This is a genomic window from Enterococcus pernyi, from assembly GCF_045371165.1.
Taxonomy (GTDB): domain Bacteria; phylum Bacillota; class Bacilli; order Lactobacillales; family Enterococcaceae; genus Enterococcus_B; species Enterococcus_B pernyi.
The window spans coordinates 108080-129690 of sequence record NZ_JBIQDM010000006.1 but is presented as its reverse complement, the minus strand read 5'-3'; the positions used below and the strand labels follow the sequence as shown (position 1 = coordinate 129690).

The following is a 21611-nucleotide window of genomic DNA, read 5'->3' as shown; positions in this document are numbered from 1 at the left end:
AAGCAAGTAATATATCCGCTCTTCGTTTCGTTAAAAGATCATCGAAGGTGCTTTATCTTCGTGGTTCGTCGTCTTCAAAATCTTTTTTGAAATAGCGACGTTCTTCTTCAGGCTCAGCTTCTATTTCTTCTGGATCATGGAAGATCACACGAATTTTGAGTACTCTAGAACCTTCCATTTCTTCAGAAATCAAGGTAATGTTTTCAACATCAAATGAAAGTTTTTCTCCTTCATCGGGAATCATGCCTAAAGCTGTGATCAAGTAGCCGGCCATCGTATCCACATCACTCATGTGGAGATTACTTTCAAACGCCTCATTGAATTCATCGATCAGCATTCGACCTTGAATGATGTATTCATAGTCACCGACTTGTTCGTAGAGATTTTCTACTTCATCTGATTCATCATCGATTTCTCCAACGATTTCTTCAAGTAGATCTTCCAAGGTCACTAAACCTACGACTCCGCCATATTCATCTAATAGGATCGCCATTTGGTTTTGTGTTTTTTTCATTTCATACAATAGATCATCAATAAAAATCGTTTCTGGAACAAAAAGTGGTTCCTGCATGATTTTTTTGATCTCTAAGTTTTCGAACCCAAATTTATGGGCAGCTTTTAATAAATTTTTCGTATGAAGGATTCCGACAACTTTATCTTTGTCTTCATTATAAACAGGAATCCTTGAGTAATTCTCCGATAGTACTTCGTTGACATTTTCTTCAATGGAGTCATTAATGTCGATCATAAAAGCATCTGTTCGAGGAACCATTACTTCCCTTGCAACTTTTGTGTCTAAGGAAAAGACACCTTGAAGCATTTCCAACTCTTCGTTGTTCAATACCCCTTCGTTTTCAAGCATATACCGCATTTCGTCGCGGGTCATCTTTGAATCTTCATCGTCAAAAGTCATTGGTGTTATCCGTGCCAGCAAGCTGGTAGATGCAGATAACAGCCACACGAAAGGTTTCGCTACGACACCGATCATTCGGATCATACCTGAGGTAAAATTCGCTACCTCTTCTGATTTATTCAAAGCGATCCTTTTCGGGTATAATTCTCCAAAAACAATCGAAACATAGGTCAAAATAGCCAGTACGATAATATTTGCAATACTTCTTGCTGCGGCACCGCCACCTAGTAGTGGGGCTAATCTTACGGATAAAGTATTAGCTAAAGATGCACCAGATAAAATATTGACCAAAGTGATTCCTACTTGGATAGTTGATAGGAAGTTATTTGGGTTCTGCAATATTTTTAAAAGCTTTTTAGATTTAACATCTCCTTCTTCCGCTTTTTGTTCGATCCGATTTTTATTGATCGATACAACTGCAATTTCGGAAGCTGCTAAAAAAGCATTGATCAATGTCAAAATGATCAATAATAAAATTTGCGCTAACAGCGACTGACTCTCAGGGTCAGCATTCATAATCGCATTCTCTCCTTATTCATTTAAATTTTTATTTTTTTAAAGAAAAAAACGTGGCTAAAGGTAGCCACGTTAAAATGGTATCATAAAGCGATTTTCTTTGCAATAAAAATAGCCATTCGATCATTAAGATTCAAGAGTCGTCGCGATTTTTTTCTTGTTCTCGTTTTGTTTATCTTCTTTTACGATCTTGACGACATAAGAAATGATTGTTTTGCAGATCGCATAAAAAGGTACACCTAGAAAAATCCCTAGTAAACCGGCAATGTTTCCCGCAACAAGTAAAACGATAATGATCGTTAGTGGATGGATCTTCAATGATTTACCAATGACATTCGGATAAATGATATTTCCATCTAGTTGCTGAACGATCAAAACGACTACACAACATAGCAATGCTTTGAATGGATCATTGAATACTGTCACTAAAAAGGCAGGAGCTAAACCTAAATATGGGCCTAAATAAGGAATGAGGTTGGTCAATCCAGCAATTACTCCGAAAAGGAAGGCATAGTCTACGCCTAGAGCAAAGTAACCTAGAAAGGTGAATGTACCAACGAATAAGCATTCGATTGCTTGGCCACTAATATAATTAGCTAACGTTTTATTCAACTGTCCTAACAACTCGACGATTTGTTCTCTTCGTTTTTCTGGAAAGAAACGTTTGATGTTCGGTACAAGTTTTTCGCCATCTTTCAACATGTAAAACAAGATAAACGGCGCGGTAATAATAACGATGGTCGCTGAAGCAATCGTTCCAACGATCGAACCTAAGCTATTAGATAAGCCACTCAGAAATTGTTGGATGATCGTGCCATATGAAATATCCAGTTGTTCAAAATATTTATTGATATCGACATCTTTGAATACGGACCATTGTGCAACTTCTGCTAACCAAGTCTCTACTTGGCGAATAAAGTTCGGCGTGTTAGAGGCCAAGGAAGATATTTGTTGGACTAAACTTGGGATGACACTTAACAAGATCCAGACCAGAGCGGCAACTAACAATAACAGTACAATTGCTACTGCCCAGATCCGTTTCATTTTTGTTTTCATCAATAATCCAACGATTGGATTCAAAATATAATATAAAAAACCAGCAATCAAAACTGGTGCAAATAATGTGGAGAAGAATGTCCCGATTGGTTGGAAGACAAAGCTGATTTTCGAGGAGACTAAGATCAATGTTGCTAAAATCAGCAATTCAAATGACCAGAACATCAACTTTGATTGTTTTAACTTATCGAACAAATAATTCACTTCTTTCCTTTTTTATGATAGTATATAACATTCTTTTGAAAAAATCTGTTATTTTTGATTTTATTTTATGCACTTTCCATTCCGATCACTTTACAGTATACTACTGAAAAGAAAGGTGGCTATTTGATGAAAGTAGTTCATACAAAAGATACGATGAGTCCGATCTATCTCGATGCTGTACGTATCAGAAACCAAGTCTTCGTTGTCGAGCAAGGTGTTCCCTTTGAGAGAGAAATCGATCAGGATGAAGCGCATTGTATCCATTTCGTCCTTTATACAGATGCACAGGAGGCGCAAGGTACTGTTCGTTTACTGCCACTCGAAAATGGCCAGATAAAAGTCCAACGTATGGCAATCCTTGCTGAATACCGTCAACAAGGTTTGGGGCAAGTCTTGCTAAGAGAAGCAGAGGCTTTTGCTAAAAAACAAGGATTTGATACGATAAAATTAGGCGCTCAACTGACTGCTATTCCTTTTTACGAGAAGCTTGATTATCAAGCCTACGGTGAAGTCTTCGAAGATGCGGGCATCCAACATCTCAACATGAAAAAAAACTTGTGAAGCATCCAAGTAAAAACAGTAAGCAAGATGAAGATTCCTTCACTTACTTACTGTTTTCGTTTACTTTTGCGACAATTGCTTGTAACGGTCATACCAAATATCAATATAGCCTTCTGAGAATGGGCCATCTCCATTATTGATCCAGTCAACCAAAATCTTCACGTTTTCTTTTAAAATGAAGTCAATATCACTTGGATAATTCATCATTTGACTGTGCATTTCATATTCATCGACATCTAACAAGCGCTTCTCGCCATCAGGAAAAACCTTGATATCTAAGTCATAATCAATATATTTTAATGCTTCATCATCTAATAAAAAAGGTGAAGCCAGATTACAATAATAGGAAACCCCCTTTTCTCTGATCATTGCTATTACATTGAACCAGTATTTTTTGTGAAAGTATACAATCGCTGGTTCTCGCGTCACCCAACGTCGTCCATCAGACTCTGTTACAAGAGTATGATCATTGACACCGATCATTGAATGTTCGCTTGTTTTCAATACCATGGTATCGCGCCACGTTCGATGCAATTTGCCGTCGTGTTTATAACTTTGGATCGTTACAAACTCTCCTTCTTTTGGAACTCCCATCGCAATCCTTCCTTAGCAACATTTTGTGCTTTGTGTTGGGGTGTTCATTACACCGACATCGTAATTATTATAGCAATAAAAATCATCTTTGCCTAGAAAGGATTACTATTGTTTCGATTTTTATCCAACTGCTCGACTAGCTTCATTTGTACTTTTGGGAAAACCACTTGTTCAAATGCTTCTGGTATCAGCCACTGCGTCTGTTTGCCAGTCTCAGATAGGTCTTTTTCAGTCTTAGGCAACCGACCATAAAACAATAAAACATGCCATTTCAAATGACTGAAGATATGCGTCACTTCCCCTAGATGCCTTTTTTGCCATACGATTTTGTCCGCATGAGCAAAAGGCAATACTGAAGCACCTTCTTCAGCGACTAAAACCTCATCGAACAAACTGATTTCGTTCTTAGGTTGCCAGTCTGCTTCTAGTTTTTCGTATACCTCTTTCGTTACTTCTACCATCGGAAATGTCCACATATCAGCCAGTAATTTTTGTTGATCTCGTTGTTCAAAATAAAATGCACCTTCTGCGTTTTCAATCGCTGCACAAACATAATAAACATCTCGCGGCTTTGCTTTTTTTGTTTTGACAGGATAGGCGGTTTGGATCCCTTTTTCTTTTGCTAAACAAAATGCTTGGATTGGGCATTCCTCACATTTAGGCGAGGTCGGCGTGCAGATTGCTGAGCCAAGATCCATCAATGCTTGATTGAACTCACCCGGATGCTCTTCGTCAATGATTTTCCGCATGGCTTGATCAAACACTTTGCGACTCGATGCTTTCGCAATATCTTCTTCAATACAGAACAGCCGACTAACCACACGCATGACATTTCCATCGATCGCTGGTTCAGGTAGCCCAAAAGCAATACTTGCGATTGCCCCTGTCGTATAAGGACCGATCCCTTTTAATGTACTGATTTCTTCCGGTGTTCGTGGCATCTTTCCGTCAAAATCTTCCATGATTTGTTTTGCAGCAGCTTGAATATTTCTGGCCCGTGAGTAGTAACCTAAGCCTTCCCAAGCTTTCAACAGTTTTTCTTCGGGTGCTTGCGCCAACGCTTCGATGGTTGGGAACCACTCCATAAAGCGATAAAAATAATCAATGACTGTATCGACTCTGGTTTGTTGCAACATGATTTCTGATATCCAAATACGATAAGGGTCTTGATTGTAACGCCAAGGGAGATTTCTCTTTTCAAGCTCATACCATTCAATAAAACGTTCTTGAAATTCTTTTGTTTTTTCTAAGGACCAGTTTTCCCATTCTCTACTCACTTGCTTCTTCTTCCTTTTCTAAAATAAAGCGCTGGATCATCTCAAAATCAAAGCCTTTTTGATAGAGACTCTGTTTTACTTTCATCTTTCTCTTTTGAGGTTCAAAGCGACTATTCTTACGCCAGATCTTCTCTCCTTGTTGTACTAAAAGCTCATATTCAACTTCTGGATCAGTTTCTTGAGGTAAGGTTTGCATCGCTTCTTGGATCACATCATTGGTAAATCCTTTTGTCATCAATTTCTGTTGGATATTCCGTAATAGATCCTTTTGACTTTTGGCACGATTTTTTTCGTAAGTCTTTTCCGCTGTTTGCCGTGCATTTTCTACTTGCTCTTCAAATGGGTACTGGCTTAAAGACTGCTCGATCACTTCTGGTGATAGCCCTTTTTGTTGCATTTGTTGTGCTAATTTTTTTGGTCCCTTGTCACTCAAACGCATATTCGTTCGGACGTAACTTTCACCAAACGTCAAATCGTCAACAAGACCTAATTCTTTTAGTTTTTCAACGATTTTATGACGGTCTTCTTGTCCGATCTCTTTATCTTTTAAATAGATCCGAATTTCTTTTTCCGTTCGTAATTGGTAACTCAAATAATTTAATGCTTGTTGTAAACCAAAATCATAACCTGTACTTTTTTTGATTTCAGCTAATTTATCTTCTGTCAATTCTTGTCCTTTTAATAAACGATAGCGTACTAAAATATCTTCTGATACTTGTAGTGTTTCGCCATCTGATAGATCGATCTGATAAAAAGGCCCCTTGCCTTTACTGATTCTTGCAATAGAAAGCAAACTATCCCTCCTCGAACATATATTCCTATCATAACATAGAAAATCCCCAACTTTCGCTATAATATGTTAAAATATAGCCACATAATGATAAAAAGGGAGATACCTATGCCAGAAGCAATTGTTAAAAACGGCCAAACGATCACATTAAAAATCAAACGTTTAGGGATCAACGGAGAAGGAATCGGCTACTTTAAACGCATGATCGTCTTTGTTCCGTATGCCCTTCCTAAAGAAGAAGTCCTAGTGAAGATCACCAAAGCGACCCCTCGCTATGCCGAAGGACAACTCGTTAAAGTCAAAAAAACAAGTAGTGACCGTGTGACTGCTCCATGTCCAGTCTACTATGAATGTGGTGGTTGCCAATTGCAACATTTAGCGTACCATGCACAACTCGATTTCAAAAAAGATTTGCTTTTGCAGGCTTTAGAAAAATTCAAACCCGCCGGTTATCGTGAGTATCCACTTTTACCAACGATTGGAATGGAGGATCCATGGCGTTACCGGAACAAAGCGCAATTTCAATTGAGAAAAAATAAACAGACAGACAAAATCGAAGCTGGACTCTATCAAGCCAATTCTCATGACTTAGTGGCAATTACTGATTGTTTAGTGCAAGAGCCTGCGACACAAAAAGTGATGAATACAGTCGTCGATTTATTGAATAAATATGATTTACCGATTTATGATGAACGTGCGGATAGCGGAATTTTCCGCACGATCATGGTTCGAGTGGGTATACAGACAGGTGAGCTACAAGTTGTCTTTATCACCAGGAGTCAAAAATTCCCACAAAAAAATGCCCTGATTTGTGAGATCAATCAGCAACTCCCTGAAGTCGTTTCGATCATGCAAAACGTGCAACCTTTAAAAACCTCCCTCGTGATGGGTGACGAAACAAAACACCTTTGGGGAAAAGAAGCCATTGAGGAACGGATCAATGAAGTAACTTTTGATCTTTCACCTCGTGCCTTTTTCCAGTTGAATCCTCAACAAACAGAAGTCTTATACGGTGAGGGAATCAAAGCTTTAGCCATCCAACCAGAAGAAACGATCGTAGATGCTTATTGTGGTGTTGGGACAATTGGTTTGAGTGTGGCAAACAAAGCAAAAGAAGTACGCGGAATGGATACCATCCCCCAAGCCATTTCAGATGCACAGAAAAACGCACAACGATTAGGCTATGAGAATACTCGTTATGAAGTGGGTACGGCAGAAGAGCTATTACCAAAGTGGTTGAATAAAGGCTTTCGTCCGGATGGGATCATTGTTGATCCGCCACGTACTGGTTTGGATGAGCAGTTGATCCAAGCAATTTTAAAAAACCCACCGCAAAAATTAGTTTATATTTCTTGCAATGTTTCGACTTTAGCAAGGGACCTCGTCCAATTAGCGAAAGTATTTCACGTCGAGTATCTACAGTCTGTCGACATGTTCCCTCAGACAGCACGTTGTGAAGTCGTCGTGAAATTAACAAAAAAATAATTCAATAGCGCCAGCCAGAATCCTTATAAAAAATAAGCATTTTCCTTTACTTAATAGTCAAAACTATTTCCGAGGTCAATGCTTATTTTTTTATCCGATTATTTCTGATTAAACCTTATTTCATTTGTTTTTTTCGTTTCAATAAAGTAAAAAGTGTTTGAACTTGCCCTTTGAAAGACATGACATCATCAAAAATATCTTCGCCATCATTCAACATTTTTACTGTGATCCAGCCTAATGATTCGGTGATCGTACTAGCGACTGTTGCGTTGATCGCTGCACCAGCCACTGTACCTACTGCCGGAATGATCTTAATGATATTCCCTACTGCACTTCTACCTAAACTAACAACGATCAACTCTTTTGAGACACTTTTACCTAATGATTCAGACCATGATTGTCCAAATAACTTGTGGAGACGTCCCATCATCGTTAGCTGAACTGGTACAAGTAAAAAAGCATCTGAAAAAGGGATCGGTGAACAACCGATGATCGCCGCTGTCAAAGAGGCCGCATGAATCGTTGCATGGCATTTTCTACGTAAGGGTTCATCTACCCCTTTTAAGAATTCTTCAAATAAACGATCGAATTGTGTTTTACTCTTTGCTAATGTTTGTTCCGCTTTGCTTTTTGACGAATCAAAATTTCGTAAAATAGCTGCGGTTGTTTTTTTAGGAAGTCTTTTCATTGTTTCAGCGAAAAAGGAAGCAAATTCCTTTTGTTCCTCAGGTGTTTGCTCCAATGTTTCTTCTACTTTTGTTTCTTCGTTTTCGATTACAGTATCTTCAATCGATTCTTTGTTTTTCTTTTTTTTCCGTAAAAATTTTTTCATTTGATTTCCTCCGTAACCCTTCCCTTTTGGTATCCTTATTTCTATCATACAATACAACCTGAAGTTCGCCAAAAAATGGGATCATCATCGAACCTCGTCCTATTGATTTTAAATGGTTCGAACATACAAATAAACACCCATGAAGTGAAAATGAGAGTCACTTCATAGGTGTTCTTTATATGATCAGTTAAAAAGGTTTCTCTTCAAGGTTTTTCTATTGAACATTGACATCAATTACTTGATAGAACGCATTTGTTGTATCTGAAATATTCCAAACAGCTAAAATCACGTTGTAGCCTTTTCTATCTTGAGGAACAGTAATTGTTTGATTTACTGTTTTTGGCGGAACTGTTGCTTTATCATCGATTTTTGTAATCAATTCAAAATCGCTGAATTTCAAAGGTTGATTTTGGTTCCAACCTGGTTTTGTAATATAGTAATCCCAAGTACTTGTACGATGTTGTGCAGTTAAGTTCCAAGTGATATTCAAAGGACCAGCATTAATTACACTTTTATGCCAACGATTTGCTGTCTGTTCATCTAATGGTTCAAACCCACTAACACCTGCACTTGCGATTTTTCCATCAATAAATGTATTTTTAGGCGCTTCAATACTTTGTGGTTCCCATTGTGCGCGCCCAACGTTTTGATTCAAATTACCTGCAGCTGCTGTACCGAAATAGGCACGACTCCCTGGAGATGTTACATAACCATGTGCATAACCAGATGTACCAAAACCAAACAAACCTAACATAACAATTCCTACGAACATCATAATACTAAACTTTTTCATAACTGAACCTCCTATATTTGATAGGTTTATTGTAAACGTTTTCTAAAATAAAAACAAACGTTATGCTTTTATAACTTTATTGCAGATAAGCTAATTTTAAAACATCTAATAAAAAGATTGATTTAATAGGATTTAACTAGCAATAAGGATAGTTAATCACCTAAATGTTTCTATTGTACACTTAATATTTTCTTAATGTTTCAATATACATATTGTTTTTCCAACAAAAAGAAGAGAGCTTATTTAAGACTCTCTTCTTTTACACATCTATATAAATAATAACTTAAATATCATTTTACAATACAAGTTATTAATAATTTTTACGATTTATCATTTTATCTATGGAGTAATAAGAAATCGCCGGATTATTCAGTCACAAGTCTCCATGGACCATAAGGACCAGATTCACTTGGAATATCGTTTTGTGTCCAATGTCTCGCTTCATAGATCAGCCCTTCATATGTAACACGCTCTCCACCTAAGTAAACTGTTGCAGGGTCCCAAGCGGGCAGAGTAGATTCTGATTCTTCAAGCGTAGTAAAAGTATAAGTTGCTGCATCCGAAACATTTCCAGAACGGTCTTCTGCAATCACTTCAACTGTGTAAGTCGTATTGCTCTTCAAGTTTTCAAAGGTATGAGAAACAGCCATTGTTGTCGCTGATACTGTTTCGCCTGCACCAGTTAATTTAAGGTTATAACGAGCAATGCGGTCATTATCCGTTGATGTTGTCCAATTGATACGCGCACGCTGTGTCGTAATGAAATCTGAACCTACATTTGTCGGTGTTGATGGATTTTGTGTATCTTCAGGCATCTCAGAACCATCTGTAAATCTTTGACCCACAGTTAAGAATTCATATTGATTTTTCACTTGCCCTTGTCCGCCATCTACTCTGGCATCACGATTCATTGACCAGTATGAGACCATACCGATTTTGCGTTCTTTGGCATGTTGTACAACTAAGTTGAACATATCTGTTGTAAAGTAAGGATGTTGTTCATTTTCAAATCCTACAGAAGGAGTCGTACCTAATTTTGCATAAGCTTGCTCATCCGTTAATGTTTTACCAGCGTATTGTTTGTAGTGATTTTTCAATTGGACCATTGTATTGTCTACCGCATCTAACGAACCTTGCGCATAGTCTGTAACACTTGATCCATAACACATCGTCATGATATTCACGTTAGTTAAGTCAACACCCGCTTCTAAATAAGCTTGCAAGACAGATAATCCTGTTGAGATCAATCCTGTAGGCATAACTGGTAATGTCAACGTCACGTCAACCCCAGTTGCATCTTGTAATCGTTTTACTGCTTTCGCATTTGCTAAATTTTCGTGGTACCCCATAGCAGCAGCTTCTACGTCAAAGTCAATACGTGTAAAACCATAACCTTGGATAACTTCCATGTAAGCATCATAAAGCATATCTTCATCTTGCGTTACTTCCCAGAAGGCACCAGAATTTAATCCGCCAAATGACACAGCTGCATCTCCGCCTACTTCTCTTAACTCACGGATCGATTGCTTGATTCCTTCATATTGCCATTGGTCACTATCACTTTCACTCAATCCATTGAAGCTTCCCCAAGCCCAATCAAGTTTCCCATTTTTGATCCCTCTAGCTTGCATAAACCCTAGATTAAAGAAACGCTGACCTGTTTCTCTAGCAATTGCTGCCATATTCAAGGCACCTTTATTTGACAGCACTTCATCTGAAGTATACGCCGTGATATCTACGAATGGCGCTACGACTTGTTCTGGCCACTCGATTCCTTGACCTACACCAAAATCAGGTGTTGCGCGAACTGTTTGCACTGTTGCCGCTCCTTGCTCTTCATTTAAAAACAACGGTGCAACTAATAAGCTACACAATGCTGCTCCAGCTAATAATCTTTTTACACTTTTTTTCTTCATTTTCCAAACTCTCCCCATTCAACTAATTCATTTCCTTGTTCGTAATCGATTACAAATTTTATAATATCAGATAACTCAAAATAATATAACGAAAACAAAAAAGAAATTAAGGTTATTTAATCGTTTTATCTCCGTTTTATAGTTAAATAAAAAAGTAAAAACAAAAATGTTCGGTATTGCAACAACGTTTAAAAATCAACCTAAAAAAGCTTTTATCACCGATTTAATCACCTCGTCACTAATTTATTTCGGTCAATATGTACGCTATATCAACATTTTTTAAAATAACTTAATAAATCACAAGCCATAAATAGGTGCTGTTATAAATAATTATGTTAAACTGTCTAAAGAAAGGAGTTTTTGTTATGGTATACACTATCAATCGATTAAAAGATTATCGTTTGTGGGTTTGCATTATCGGAATCGTTGCTTTGGGATTTTTATCTGGCATTCTTAGCGGCAATCCAGGAAAATATTATTACTCGTTACAACTCCCAGCTTTTGCACCACCTAGTTGGATTTTTGGTCCTATGTGGACGGTCCTCTACATTTTAATAGGCATTTCTTTGTACTTTATTCTAAATACACAAAATCAAAAACACCGCTCTAAACTACTGTGGCTCTTTACTATTCAATTCATCTTCAACCTTTTATGGTCAGCTTTATTCTTCAACCTTGGAAATACTTTGATTTCAGCAATCGATATCACTTTATTAATGATTTTCTTAACAGCTTTGGTCTATCATTTATGGCTGCACAATCGCACAGCAATGTGGTTGACGATTCCTTACTATTTATGGGTATTTTTTGCATCTATCTTGAATTACGCGATTTTTATTTTGAATTAATCGATAGGTTTTAACTAATAACAACGTACTAGAATGAATCACACAACAATGATTTAAAAAAGCTACGTGATCGCTCACGTAGCTTTTTTATATGATTCTATTATTCGAATGTTTTATCCAACCTGTTTCCAAGGACCGTACAATCCAGCTTCGCTTGGCTTGTTGTTTTGTGTCCAATATTGCGCTTCATAAACGATCCCATTATACATCACTCGATTTCCTTGTACATAAACTTTATTCGCTTCCCACGCGGCGATCTCATCGCCACCTTCTGACGTTCCTGAAATCAATTCCCAAGGACCATATTGGCCTGACTCGCTCGGTACATTGTTTTGCGTCCAATGCTTAGCGCGATATAAAGCACCTTTATAAGATACAACTTCTCCACCTAAATAAACCTTTGTCGCCTCCCATGCAGGTGCCTCCCCTGGTTCACCAGGTTCTCCCGGCTCCTCTGGATCTACTACATCCGCTAAAGTTGTGAATGCAACTTTTGCCGTATCCGAAATATTTCCAGAACGATCTTCTGCATTGATTTCTACCATATATTCTGTATCGGCTTTTAAGTTTGCAAACGCGTATGAAAGAGAAGTAGTCGTAACATTGATCGTTTGTCCATTCCCTACTAATCTCACGTTATATTTTGCCACACGGTCATTGTCAGTCGCCGCCGTCCAGTTGATATGCGCACTATTTTTTGTAATGTCCCCAACAGAAAGATTTGTCGGAACAGACGGTTTTTCTTTATCTTCCGGAGTTTCGCTTCCGCCGCCCTCATTACCTTCAGCAAATGCTTCACTCACTTTTAAGAATTCAAATTGGTTCTTTATTTGTCCTTGTCCACCATCTGTTTTTGCATCACGGTTCATCGACCAATAAGAAACCATACCAATTTTACGTTCTCTTGCATGTTCGACAACTTGATTGAACATTTCTGTCGTGAAGTACGGATGTTGTTCGTTCTCAAAACCAATCGAAGGAGTTGTACCTAATTTTGCATACGCTTCTTCATCAGTCAAAGTGATACCAGCATATTGGCGATAATGATTCTTCAATTGGACCATTGTATTGTCGACCGCATCTAATGATCCTTGTGCATAATCAATGACGCTCGGACCATAACACATCGTCATAATATTGACATTGGTCAAATCGACACCTGCTTCTAAATAAGCTTGCAATACGGATAGTCCAGTCGAAATCAAACCAGTCGGCATAACAGGTAATGTCAACGTTACTTGTACTCCTGTAGTATCTTGTAGTCGTTTGACTGCTTTCGCATTGAGTAAGTTTTCTGTATAGCCCATCGCCCCTGCTTCCACGTCAAAATCTACACGAGTAAAGCCATATTCTTGAACCACTTCCATATAAGCATCATAAAGCATATCTTCATCATGGCTGACTTCCCAGAAAGCACCTGTGTTCAGTCCACCAAATGAAACAGCAGCATCTCCACCAACCACTCTTAATTCACGGATCGTTTTTTTGATACCTTCATATTGCCATTGATCACTGTCATTCTCACTCAATCCGGCAAATCCGCCCCATGCCCAATCGATCTTACCATCTTTGATTCCTTTCGCTTGCATGAATCCTAAATTAAAGAATTTTTGCCCAGTTTCCTTTGCAATTGCCGCTAGATTCAACGCGCCATTATTCGACAACTCTGTACCTGATGTATAAGCTGTCATATCAACAAATGGTGCAACGACTTGTTCTGGCCATTCAATACCTTGACCTACACCAAAATCAGGTGTTGTTTTGATTGTTTGTTCTGTTGCTGCACTTTGTTGTTCATTCAAAAACAATGGTGCGACTAGCAGACTGCATAATGCAGCGCCAGCCAATAATTTCTTTACACGAACATTTCTTTTCATTAGTATGTATATCCCCCATCAACAATTTTATCTCGTGCTATGTATTTCCCTCTTGCACAACGATATCATAACAAATAAAAACTAAAAATATAACATTTTTAAATAAGAATTAGCGTTTTTTAATTTTGAGTATAAAAATAAAAATATATAAAACTACTCTGTTTTGAATAAATTAACGTAAAAAAATCTGATAAACAAACATTTTCAAGACATTTCTGTAATCAAATAAAATCTATCTATCATTTTAAATTATTTTCCGTTATAAGAAAAACACTTAAAAAAAATAAAAATAACATAACTTAAAAAACTAAAAAAATATCGAAATTTAAGGATGTATCCTTAAATTTCGATATCTACTCGTTTTATTTATTGTTTAAATCATAAGAACAAAGCTTTGTTAATAGCCATTGCCTGTCCAAGTCTCTGTGCTTTGATCATTTTGTTGACCGCCATATGGGTCATAATATTGTTGCTGGTTATACTGATTTGGGTCGTAGTATTGAGAGGTGTCTTCTGAATAGACCGACTGCTGACCGTACCCATCGGTGCCATACTGATTGTACGTATCTTGTGAATATTCAGATGTCTCACCGATTGTGGTATTAGCAGTGGTATCTCCTTCACCATTTTCTGAGTCATCATAAAACATCATATAGGCATTATCATTTTTTAAGTTAGGCAACGTATCACTTGGCTTGATCTCTAATTGTTTTTTCAATTGATTTTGGATCGATAATAAGTCATTTTGACCTAGTATTTGGTAGTACACATCATTGATCGTCGTATCTTTTCCTTTTAGCTGGTCTTGCTTGATTGTTTGGAAAGCGGAGGTATAATTCGTTGCGATATCTAGCATGTCATCCCAATCCAAATCAGTTGTCACATTGTTACCTGCCGCATCTAAAAGTTTTCGATAATTGCTAACGCCATCAAGACTGACTACTTTATTGACGATTTTCGTCACAACTTCTCGTTGACGTGCTTGTCGGCCGATATCACCTTCAGGATCTTCATGCCGCATTCTTGCATACGCCAACCCTTTTTCACCATCAACTGTTTGTTTTCCTTCTGGAACATGGACGCCATCTAGAGTAAAGTCGATTTTATTGTCGATCTCGATCCCACCTACTGCATCGATCAAGTCCTTCATACCATCCAAATTGATTGTGACATAGTGGTCAATAGGGATATCAAGTAATTGTTCGATCGAATCCATTGCCATCTCTACGCCACCAAATGCATAGGCATGGTTCAACTTATCGACCGTCCCATAACCGACGATATTCGTATAGATATCTCGATCCAAGCTAATAATCGTTGATTTCTTTTGTTGTGGATTGACGGTCACGACCATCATCGTATCGGATCTCCCTTGTTCTGTTCGTCCAAGGCCTCCTGTATCTAATCCTAATAATAATACTGAAAAGGGTTCTTGATCATCAATACTTACTCGATCGTCACGTTTTGCTGATACACGATCAGATTGTTTTGAAATCCGATTGACTGTTTGGCTCGCCTCTCCCATAAACTTGATTCCATAAGCTGAAACTCCGCCGATGAGAAGTACGATTATTCCCAATAAAGTCAATATCACTTTTTGCCACCGCTTCATACTACACCTCTATCATACATATTCTTGATTATTCTCTCATACACCCAATCATTCAGCAATCCAACTACTTAATCCTAATAAAACTTTAAAAAATAGTGTTTTTCTTCGTGATTCATATGTATTTTTTTGTAAAATTCTTAATTATCATACCATAGGGCGCATAAACAGAAAAGAAAGAAAGCGATTCTTTTTATACGTTTTATTGGATTTTTATGATTTTTTGTTCAATAAATTAAAAAAACTAGTTTTTTTTAACTTTGTTTATGCCTTCCTATTAAGCATTTCCAGCAAAAAAAAGCGGAGAAATCAGGAAATGAAACAACTTCTCCGTTCTCTCCGTCTTTTTTTATTTGTTATAAGTGATTGTTCAAGTAAATGTTGTTAAAACGTTCTAGTAGCTCCCCGTATGCGAGAGCTCACACCATTTCTTTCAAAGAAAACTGACGAATATATCTATCGATCTCATGAAAATCGCTACCTGTGACTGACCCCTTTGCCAAAATGATACTATCATTCGTTAAATGCTGTTCGATATTTTGTGTTAATTCGGGTAACGTTTCAAACCATTCGTATTTCTGGTCATTTTTACTTTGTTCATTGAATAATTCTCTGAAATGTCCCCCATAGCCATAAATATGATCTGCTGGCACGTCTGTTAATGCCTCCATCACCTGCTGATGGACATTTGCAGAAGCATTTCCTAAATCCGCGATTTGACCTAGAACCAATATCGATTTTCCATTATAAAATGGGCGTACTGCTTTAAAGTAGTCAATTGCATTTTTCATAGAGGGTAATGACGCATTGTGTGTATCATCAATAAAAGTGAAAGAAGGTTCATTTGGATAAACATGTTTTTCTAAAATTTTAGGTAACGGCTTGAATGTCTCGAAGGTGGTAAGATAAGCTGAAACATCTCCTTTGATTTTCCAAATGGCTATCAGCGTTGCCAAAGCATTGGAAATCATCCCAGAAGATGGAACACTGAGACGGATCTTGAACTCTTGTTCAAAAAAATAGATACCTACTTCACAAAACTCTTTTTTATGTTCAATGGACAAGACATGGACATCTCTACTTGTATCATATAGCGAATAAGTAAAAATTTCAGTTGTTTTCTTTTCGGCTGCTTGAATGAGTATAGCTAACTCTTCAGCACCCATATCGGTGTTGATGATTGCTGTACCATTCTGTTTTAAACCGTCAAAGATTTTTGATTTGTAGTAAGCGACATTCTTAGTTGTTTTTAAGGAACTAAGATGTGCTTCACCTATCGAAGTCACGATGGCTATATCGGGTTGTATTAGACTAGACATTGAACCCGTATCATACGTATTCAACGCATTGAGAGATACTTCAAGGTTCAATAAGTCAAAATCCCCTACTAACTGACTTAAATAAAGAGGAATCGCAAATCTCACATTATGATTTCCACGATTTTCTAGAACTTTTTCTTCTTTGAATGCATGGGTGATCATCATACGTGTAGATGTTTTTCCAGCAGAACCAGTAATCGCAATCACCGTTTTTTTGAACGATTGCCGCATTTGATTGGCAAATTCCAATAAGAAACGCCAGCTATCTTGGACAATGAATTGCGGTGTCGTCACACGCGGGTCTTCGATTGGATGTTCTGTGACAATCAAAGCAAATTGATTTTCCTTGCCTTTGATTTGTTCATTTCCATCCGCCCATTTGACTGGACGCATTTGATTGATATATTGACGCCGTTCATTTGTTATACAGACAAATAATGTTTTAGAATAATCTTTCGTACGTTTAAGATGTCCAGAAAAGTACTCAAGTTGATTGATCTCCTGATCCAAACTAGCATACTCTTTAAAATATGAACCTTCGATATCACTAAGTAATTGCTTGATCGTATTCATCTTTCCACCTACTTTGTTTACCATTTTCCACGCTTAGGTCTTGCTTGATTGACATATCTTCTTGCTTTTTGATCAATTCGCTTAGGCGAGTCATCGGCATCAACTTCCCAAGGGTAAAGTCCTTCTTCATTTTTCTCGTATTGGCTCAGATCCGTCTCTAGCGATTCTGTTTGGTGATGTTTTTTCTTTTTTATACGATAACCTAAATAGGAAATCCCGATCAATGCCAATGCTGCAAAACGAATAAATGCAACCATCTTATTCACTCCTTTTTATAGTGGCTTTGATAATTGATCAATCCTGACAAAAAATGTTCTGCATCATCGATCCGCATACGAAAACGATCATGCCTTGCAAAAAAACCATAGCTGATACGAACCGGTTTTTTAAAGAAAAGCGCATATTCTGGAAACATGACTCCTGTTTTGATTTCATGAGAAACACGCTTCTTCATCACTGTATCGATTCTTTCCTTTACTTCAATGAAATCATTTTGCGTATTGAAAAGTTCATTTTTTAGTTCACTATGTTCCAGTTTCCTCATCATTTTGGACGCTGCCACAAGTAATTCAAGCATTGTCGGATAGGCAGTGTCTCTCTGCTCAATAAAGTTGATATTTTCAAGGGCATTTTTGATTCCAAAACGATAATAGTCAATTTTTTGTTTATATTTTAGCATCTCGTTTGTCGCATAACTCAACCAATGATCGTGATATTTTTGATAATCTTCCGTGACAAAATGTTCCATCAAGATTTCACACGTACTAAAAATCTTAGGATCATTAAGAATCTCATACGCTCTTAACAAAGAAAACAAGGCTTCCCCATCATAATAAATGATTCGAAAATGCTCTTTGACCGTCAATTGTTTATCCAGGACATGGATTGTTTGGTTGTCTATTGAGAGAAATTTCCTAGAAATCGTATCAACAAGTTGTTTCAAGTATTTTTTATAAAAAACGTCCTCGGATACTTGGACATATTTTGCGATTGCTAAAATTGCAGTTGCTTGGGCACCTAATTTGTATTCAATCTCTTTATTGAAAAAGTCTTTGACCAAAAAGTATCCCTGTTCATTCATTGTTAAGTTTTCGATACCCCAAGCAAGACCTTTTTCTGCCTGTAGCAACAGTTCATGGTCTGAGAAATACTCAGCAGCTTCAATCAACGCATATAATGAAGAGAAATGTCTGACTGAATTATAGCCCTTGATTAATTGATCATAACAAGGATAATAACCGTAGATAAACTGTCCAGTGTCAGTTAGCTGTCCTTTTAGATACTTACTTCCTTCTCTTATGACGGAATCAGTCACTTCATTCAAAGACTCTTCAGTGATCCTTCTCACCTGATTTCCATTTCCGTAATCTTCAAGCTTGATTACTTGATTGTTTTCAATATAATAAGCTTTTGTCTTAAAAAGATAAACGTTTGAGCGCGCTAAGTAACTTAAATCCGCCTCTTCTCGATTATATTTACGTTTCACATATCCTCGAAAATTCTGTGGGTCAATTTGTAGATTCGGATGATTTTTGCCAACAATATGTGTTTTAGCCGGTTTGATAATGGCATTTCCTACTAATTCTTCTTTTAAAAAAGATCGTTTCCTTATTCCATCAAATCGTACATTAAAATCTATATAATTATTGCGCTTGATTTTTTTTAATTTTTGGTTCAACAAGTCGAAGTCTATTTTTTCTTCTTCGGTTACAAGATCCACTCTTACATAAGAGTTTTTGTCCCATTGATTCATTTGATAAGCAGTTACGATATTATTCCAAAGTTGAGAGATGTTTTTCCCATAAAACTCCATCGTTTTTCCACGTTCTTTGTTTTCACCAGTAGTAATGATAGCTGTTTTTCTCTCTGTTTCCATTCCTGTAGTATCCAAGATATCTTTAAGTATCGAGAGTTTATTACGCGTCTGCACTAGCATCATATCACCTCTATCAGAAATAGCTATGACAAGCAGACAATTTTCCGATTGTCATAGCTAATTTTCTAGTTCCTGTTCATTAATCTTCTTTATTTTTTTTAGATTTCCAGATACCAATTCCCGAAAGTAGTGCTGTGATCGCACCTAACCAAGAAGTGGCAACAGATGAATGCTCAGCTGTTTTAGGATACATTTTCGGTGTCGCTGAGTGGTGACCACTAGGATTCACTCCGTTTCTAGCAGAAGTCCAACCAGATTGGTTGCTTGTTCCACGAGTACTTAGGAACAAGCCAACTGGATCTCCATCTGGATTATTTCCTGCTCCACCCCCGTTGCTTCCAATCCCACCTAGACGACCATCAGCATCCGCATCCGCGTCAGCATCAGCATCAGCGTCAGCATCAGCGTCAGCATCCGCATCAGCATCGGCGTCGGCGTCGGCATCAGCATCGGCGTCAGCATCAGCATCGGCATCAGCATCCGCATCAGCATCCGCATCCGCATCAGCATCAGCATCGGCGTCAGCATCAGCGTCAGCGTCAGCATCAGCATCAGCGTCAGCATCAGCGTCAGCGTCAGCATCAGCATCAGCGTCAGCATCAGCATCAGCGTCAGCATCCGCATCGGCATCCGCGTCAGCATCGGCATCCGCGTCGGCATCCGCATCCGCATCGGCATCCGCATCAGCGTCAGCATCAGCATCAGCGTCAGCATCGGCGTCAGCATCAGCATCGGCATCGGCATCCGCGTCAGCGTCAGCATCAGCATCAGCGTCAGCATCAGCATCAGCATCAGCATCGGCGTCAGCATCAGCATCGGCATCCGCGTCAGCATCGGCATCAGCATCAGCATCAGCATCGGCGTCAGCATCAGCATCGGCATCAGCATCCGCGTCAGCATCAGCATCAGCATCAGCATCCGCGTCAGCATCAGCATCAGCATCAGCATCAGCATCGGCATCCGCGTCAGCATCGGCATCCGCGTCAGCATCAGCGTCAGCGTCAGCATCAGCATCCGCGTCAGCATCAGCCTCTTCATCATCCGGAATAATTGCCGCCGTTGGTAAACTTGGATTGTCGTTTTGATCGTAGGCAATTAATTGGATATCATCAAGTGGCGCAACATCATCTTGAGAAATCGGTATCGTAAATGCTCCTGTCCCATCGGCTTGACCTTCTGCGATCAAATTGTTGGCATCGTCATAGATCCGCACTGTAGCATTTGGATCGGCCAACCCAGTGACTTCATATCCTTCTGTTGAATTTCCTGTAACTTCAACATTATAAGGCGCAGTTACTTCGGCTGCTTGGTAAAAAATCGGTGAATAGCCGTCAGTAGTGGAACCCACATTAAGGTTCAACACATCTGCTTTCACAACAGTTCCAACAAAGCCTGCTTCATAAGGAGTTGATAAATCGATCCCTGCATTTGCTAAATCAGCATAATTAGGATCTTGGATCGTTGTCGGGATTGTGATTTCTGTTCCTCCTAGCACACTCGCATCTGCTACAACACCAACCAAAGAAGAAGTTGGACCTAATAGTCCTGTTGCAGTAGCAAATGCTAAGTTAAATGCTGGTTTTACAGTCGCAGCTAATGCAGTATTAACAATCCCAGCTGCCGCATTTCCTAAAACCCCATTTCCAGTTGCTTGTAACGCCTGAACGGCATTGTTCAAATCAGTTAATATTTCTGTTAATCCCTCTCTGACAACTGTTTCAAGTGCCCCATCCAGTTCACCATAGATATATTCGTCCCCTTGTACTTGCAGTGGAATTTGCACTTCAGCAGAAGTCAACGTACTTAGATTTTGTAATAAGTTCAACTGCTCGTAAACTTCAGCAAGATTCACACTTGCTAATGGATTTGCCCCCAACAAGGTATCAATCGCTGTGATTAAAGGAGTGACCGCACTATTTACTGCATTCAGCAGTGGAGCTAATTCATCTTGTGGAAGTAATATATCTGTTTGAAAAGTCCCAGGGCCTGCTGGGGAAACAAGTCCCTGCATTTCTTCTGGGATCACTAAGACTGCTCGTCTCGTACCATTCAATAAATTAACATTGATTCCATTTTCTCCTGAAATCGTAAAGTCGACATTTCTAGTCGCCCCACTAAGTTGATAAGGAGCTGAAGCTGTTGTGCCACTTGTATTAGCTGTAGTCAAAGTATTGAATATTTGTCCACTGACCACATCCGCATATGCTTGATGTGTGCCAAGGGTAAATAAAGGTGTCACAATTGAAATCGGAGTAACCCCTAACATCACCCCTGCTGCTATCGACGTACCTATCAATATTGTTTTTTTTGATCGCCGTTTGGCACGTGCCTTTTGATCCATACTTTTTTTGTAATCCTTTTTCATTCCCTTTCCCCCTAAAGCAGATTCATGTATTTTTGTTCTCCCCCACAGATTGAATCAACACGAATAAATATGCTTTGCCCTGAATGACACTCCTTTACCAAAAATTTAAAAAGATATCTTTTTAATTTTTCTCATTACAACTTAAGT

General features: G+C 38.4%; 17 protein-coding genes. 3 read left to right on the top strand and 14 right to left on the bottom strand.

Annotation, left to right across the window (positions count from 1 at the left end):
* Positions 1-52: 52 nt before the first annotated feature.
* On the bottom strand, positions 53-1429 hold the full coding sequence (locus tag ACH0AK_RS09070; RefSeq protein ID WP_010735890.1) for a hemolysin family protein: 1377 nt from the start codon (positions 1427-1429) through the stop codon (positions 53-55).
* Between the two features lie 126 nt (positions 1430-1555).
* On the bottom strand, positions 1556-2680 hold the full coding sequence (locus tag ACH0AK_RS09065) for an AI-2E family transporter (RefSeq protein ID WP_023519400.1): 1125 nt from the start codon (positions 2678-2680) through the stop codon (positions 1556-1558).
* A gap of 135 nt (positions 2681-2815) precedes the next feature.
* Between ACH0AK_RS09065 and ACH0AK_RS09060 the strand changes: the two genes are divergently transcribed.
* A complete protein-coding gene (locus tag ACH0AK_RS09060; protein WP_023519399.1) occupies positions 2816-3250 on the top strand; it encodes a GNAT family N-acetyltransferase in 435 nt (144 codons plus the stop codon).
* Between the two features lie 60 nt (positions 3251-3310).
* Here the strand turns inward: ACH0AK_RS09060 and ntdP are convergent, their stop codons facing one another.
* The 3 genes from ntdP to recX all read right to left on the bottom strand — a co-directional run bounded on the left by ntdP (position 3311) and on the right by recX (position 5914).
* Entirely contained in the window at positions 3311-3844 is a 534-nt protein-coding gene (ntdP, locus tag ACH0AK_RS09055) for a nucleoside tri-diphosphate phosphatase (RefSeq protein WP_010735893.1), read from the bottom strand.
* 92 nt (positions 3845-3936) lie between these two features.
* Positions 3937-5121 (bottom strand): A/G-specific adenine glycosylase, encoded by a 1185-nt coding sequence (mutY, locus tag ACH0AK_RS09050; RefSeq protein ID WP_010735894.1) that lies wholly within the window; start codon positions 5119-5121, stop codon positions 3937-3939.
* Positions 5114-5914: a recombination regulator RecX gene (recX, locus tag ACH0AK_RS09045; RefSeq protein WP_010735895.1), complete on the bottom strand. Its 801-nt coding sequence runs from the start codon at positions 5912-5914 to the stop codon at positions 5114-5116. The genes mutY and recX overlap by 8 nt, the downstream gene beginning before the upstream one ends.
* A gap of 105 nt (positions 5915-6019) precedes the next feature.
* On the opposite strand from recX, the gene rlmD reads away from it, so the two are divergent.
* The gene (gene rlmD, locus ACH0AK_RS09040) at positions 6020-7396 is read left to right on the top strand and encodes a 23S rRNA (uracil(1939)-C(5))-methyltransferase RlmD (RefSeq protein ID WP_499796860.1); all 1377 of its coding nucleotides are present in this window, start codon (positions 6020-6022) and stop codon (positions 7394-7396) included.
* 115 nt (positions 7397-7511) lie between these two features.
* Here rlmD and ACH0AK_RS09035 read toward each other — a convergent pair whose 3' ends face one another.
* The 3 genes from ACH0AK_RS09035 to ACH0AK_RS09025 all read right to left on the bottom strand — a co-directional run bounded on the left by ACH0AK_RS09035 (position 7512) and on the right by ACH0AK_RS09025 (position 10937).
* A complete protein-coding gene (locus tag ACH0AK_RS09035; protein WP_226076829.1) occupies positions 7512-8228 on the bottom strand; it encodes a YcjF family protein in 717 nt (238 codons plus the stop codon).
* Positions 8229-8442: 214 nt separating this feature from the next.
* Positions 8443-9021 carry a lytic polysaccharide monooxygenase gene (locus ACH0AK_RS09030; protein ID WP_010735899.1) on the bottom strand — a complete coding sequence of 193 codons (579 nt, stop codon included), beginning with the start codon at positions 9019-9021 and terminating at the stop codon, positions 8443-8445.
* A 365-nt stretch (positions 9022-9386) separates the two neighbouring features.
* Complete coding sequence (locus ACH0AK_RS09025; RefSeq protein WP_499796859.1) at positions 9387-10937, bottom strand: fibronectin type III domain-containing protein; 1551 nt, start codon at positions 10935-10937, stop codon at positions 9387-9389.
* 365 nt (positions 10938-11302) lie between these two features.
* Here ACH0AK_RS09025 and ACH0AK_RS09020 point away from each other — a divergent pair, with 365 nt between their 5' ends.
* Positions 11303-11785 (top strand): TspO/MBR family protein, encoded by a 483-nt coding sequence (locus tag ACH0AK_RS09020; RefSeq protein ID WP_010735901.1) that lies wholly within the window; start codon positions 11303-11305, stop codon positions 11783-11785.
* A 113-nt stretch (positions 11786-11898) separates the two neighbouring features.
* Here the strand turns inward: ACH0AK_RS09020 and ACH0AK_RS09015 are convergent, their stop codons facing one another.
* From ACH0AK_RS09015 to ACH0AK_RS08990, 6 genes are all read right to left on the bottom strand, one after another.
* Entirely contained in the window at positions 11899-13662 is a 1764-nt protein-coding gene (locus ACH0AK_RS09015; RefSeq protein WP_499796858.1) for a carbohydrate-binding protein, read from the bottom strand.
* Between the two features lie 397 nt (positions 13663-14059).
* Positions 14060-15274 carry an LCP family glycopolymer transferase gene (locus tag ACH0AK_RS09010; protein WP_137072099.1) on the bottom strand — a complete coding sequence of 405 codons (1215 nt, stop codon included), beginning with the start codon at positions 15272-15274 and terminating at the stop codon, positions 14060-14062.
* A gap of 416 nt (positions 15275-15690) precedes the next feature.
* Complete coding sequence (locus tag ACH0AK_RS09005) at positions 15691-17163, bottom strand: Mur ligase family protein (RefSeq protein WP_499796857.1); 1473 nt, start codon at positions 17161-17163, stop codon at positions 15691-15693.
* Between the two features lie 17 nt (positions 17164-17180).
* Positions 17181-17420: a hypothetical protein gene (locus ACH0AK_RS09000; protein ID WP_010735905.1), complete on the bottom strand. Its 240-nt coding sequence runs from the start codon at positions 17418-17420 to the stop codon at positions 17181-17183.
* A gap of 5 nt (positions 17421-17425) precedes the next feature.
* Positions 17426-19099, bottom strand: coding sequence for a hypothetical protein (locus ACH0AK_RS08995; RefSeq protein WP_226076839.1), 1674 nt, complete (start codon positions 19097-19099; stop codon positions 17426-17428).
* Between the two features lie 79 nt (positions 19100-19178).
* Complete coding sequence (locus ACH0AK_RS08990) at positions 19179-21464, bottom strand: adhesive domain-containing protein (protein ID WP_499796856.1); 2286 nt, start codon at positions 21462-21464, stop codon at positions 19179-19181.
* Between the last annotated feature and the right edge of the window lie 147 nt (positions 21465-21611).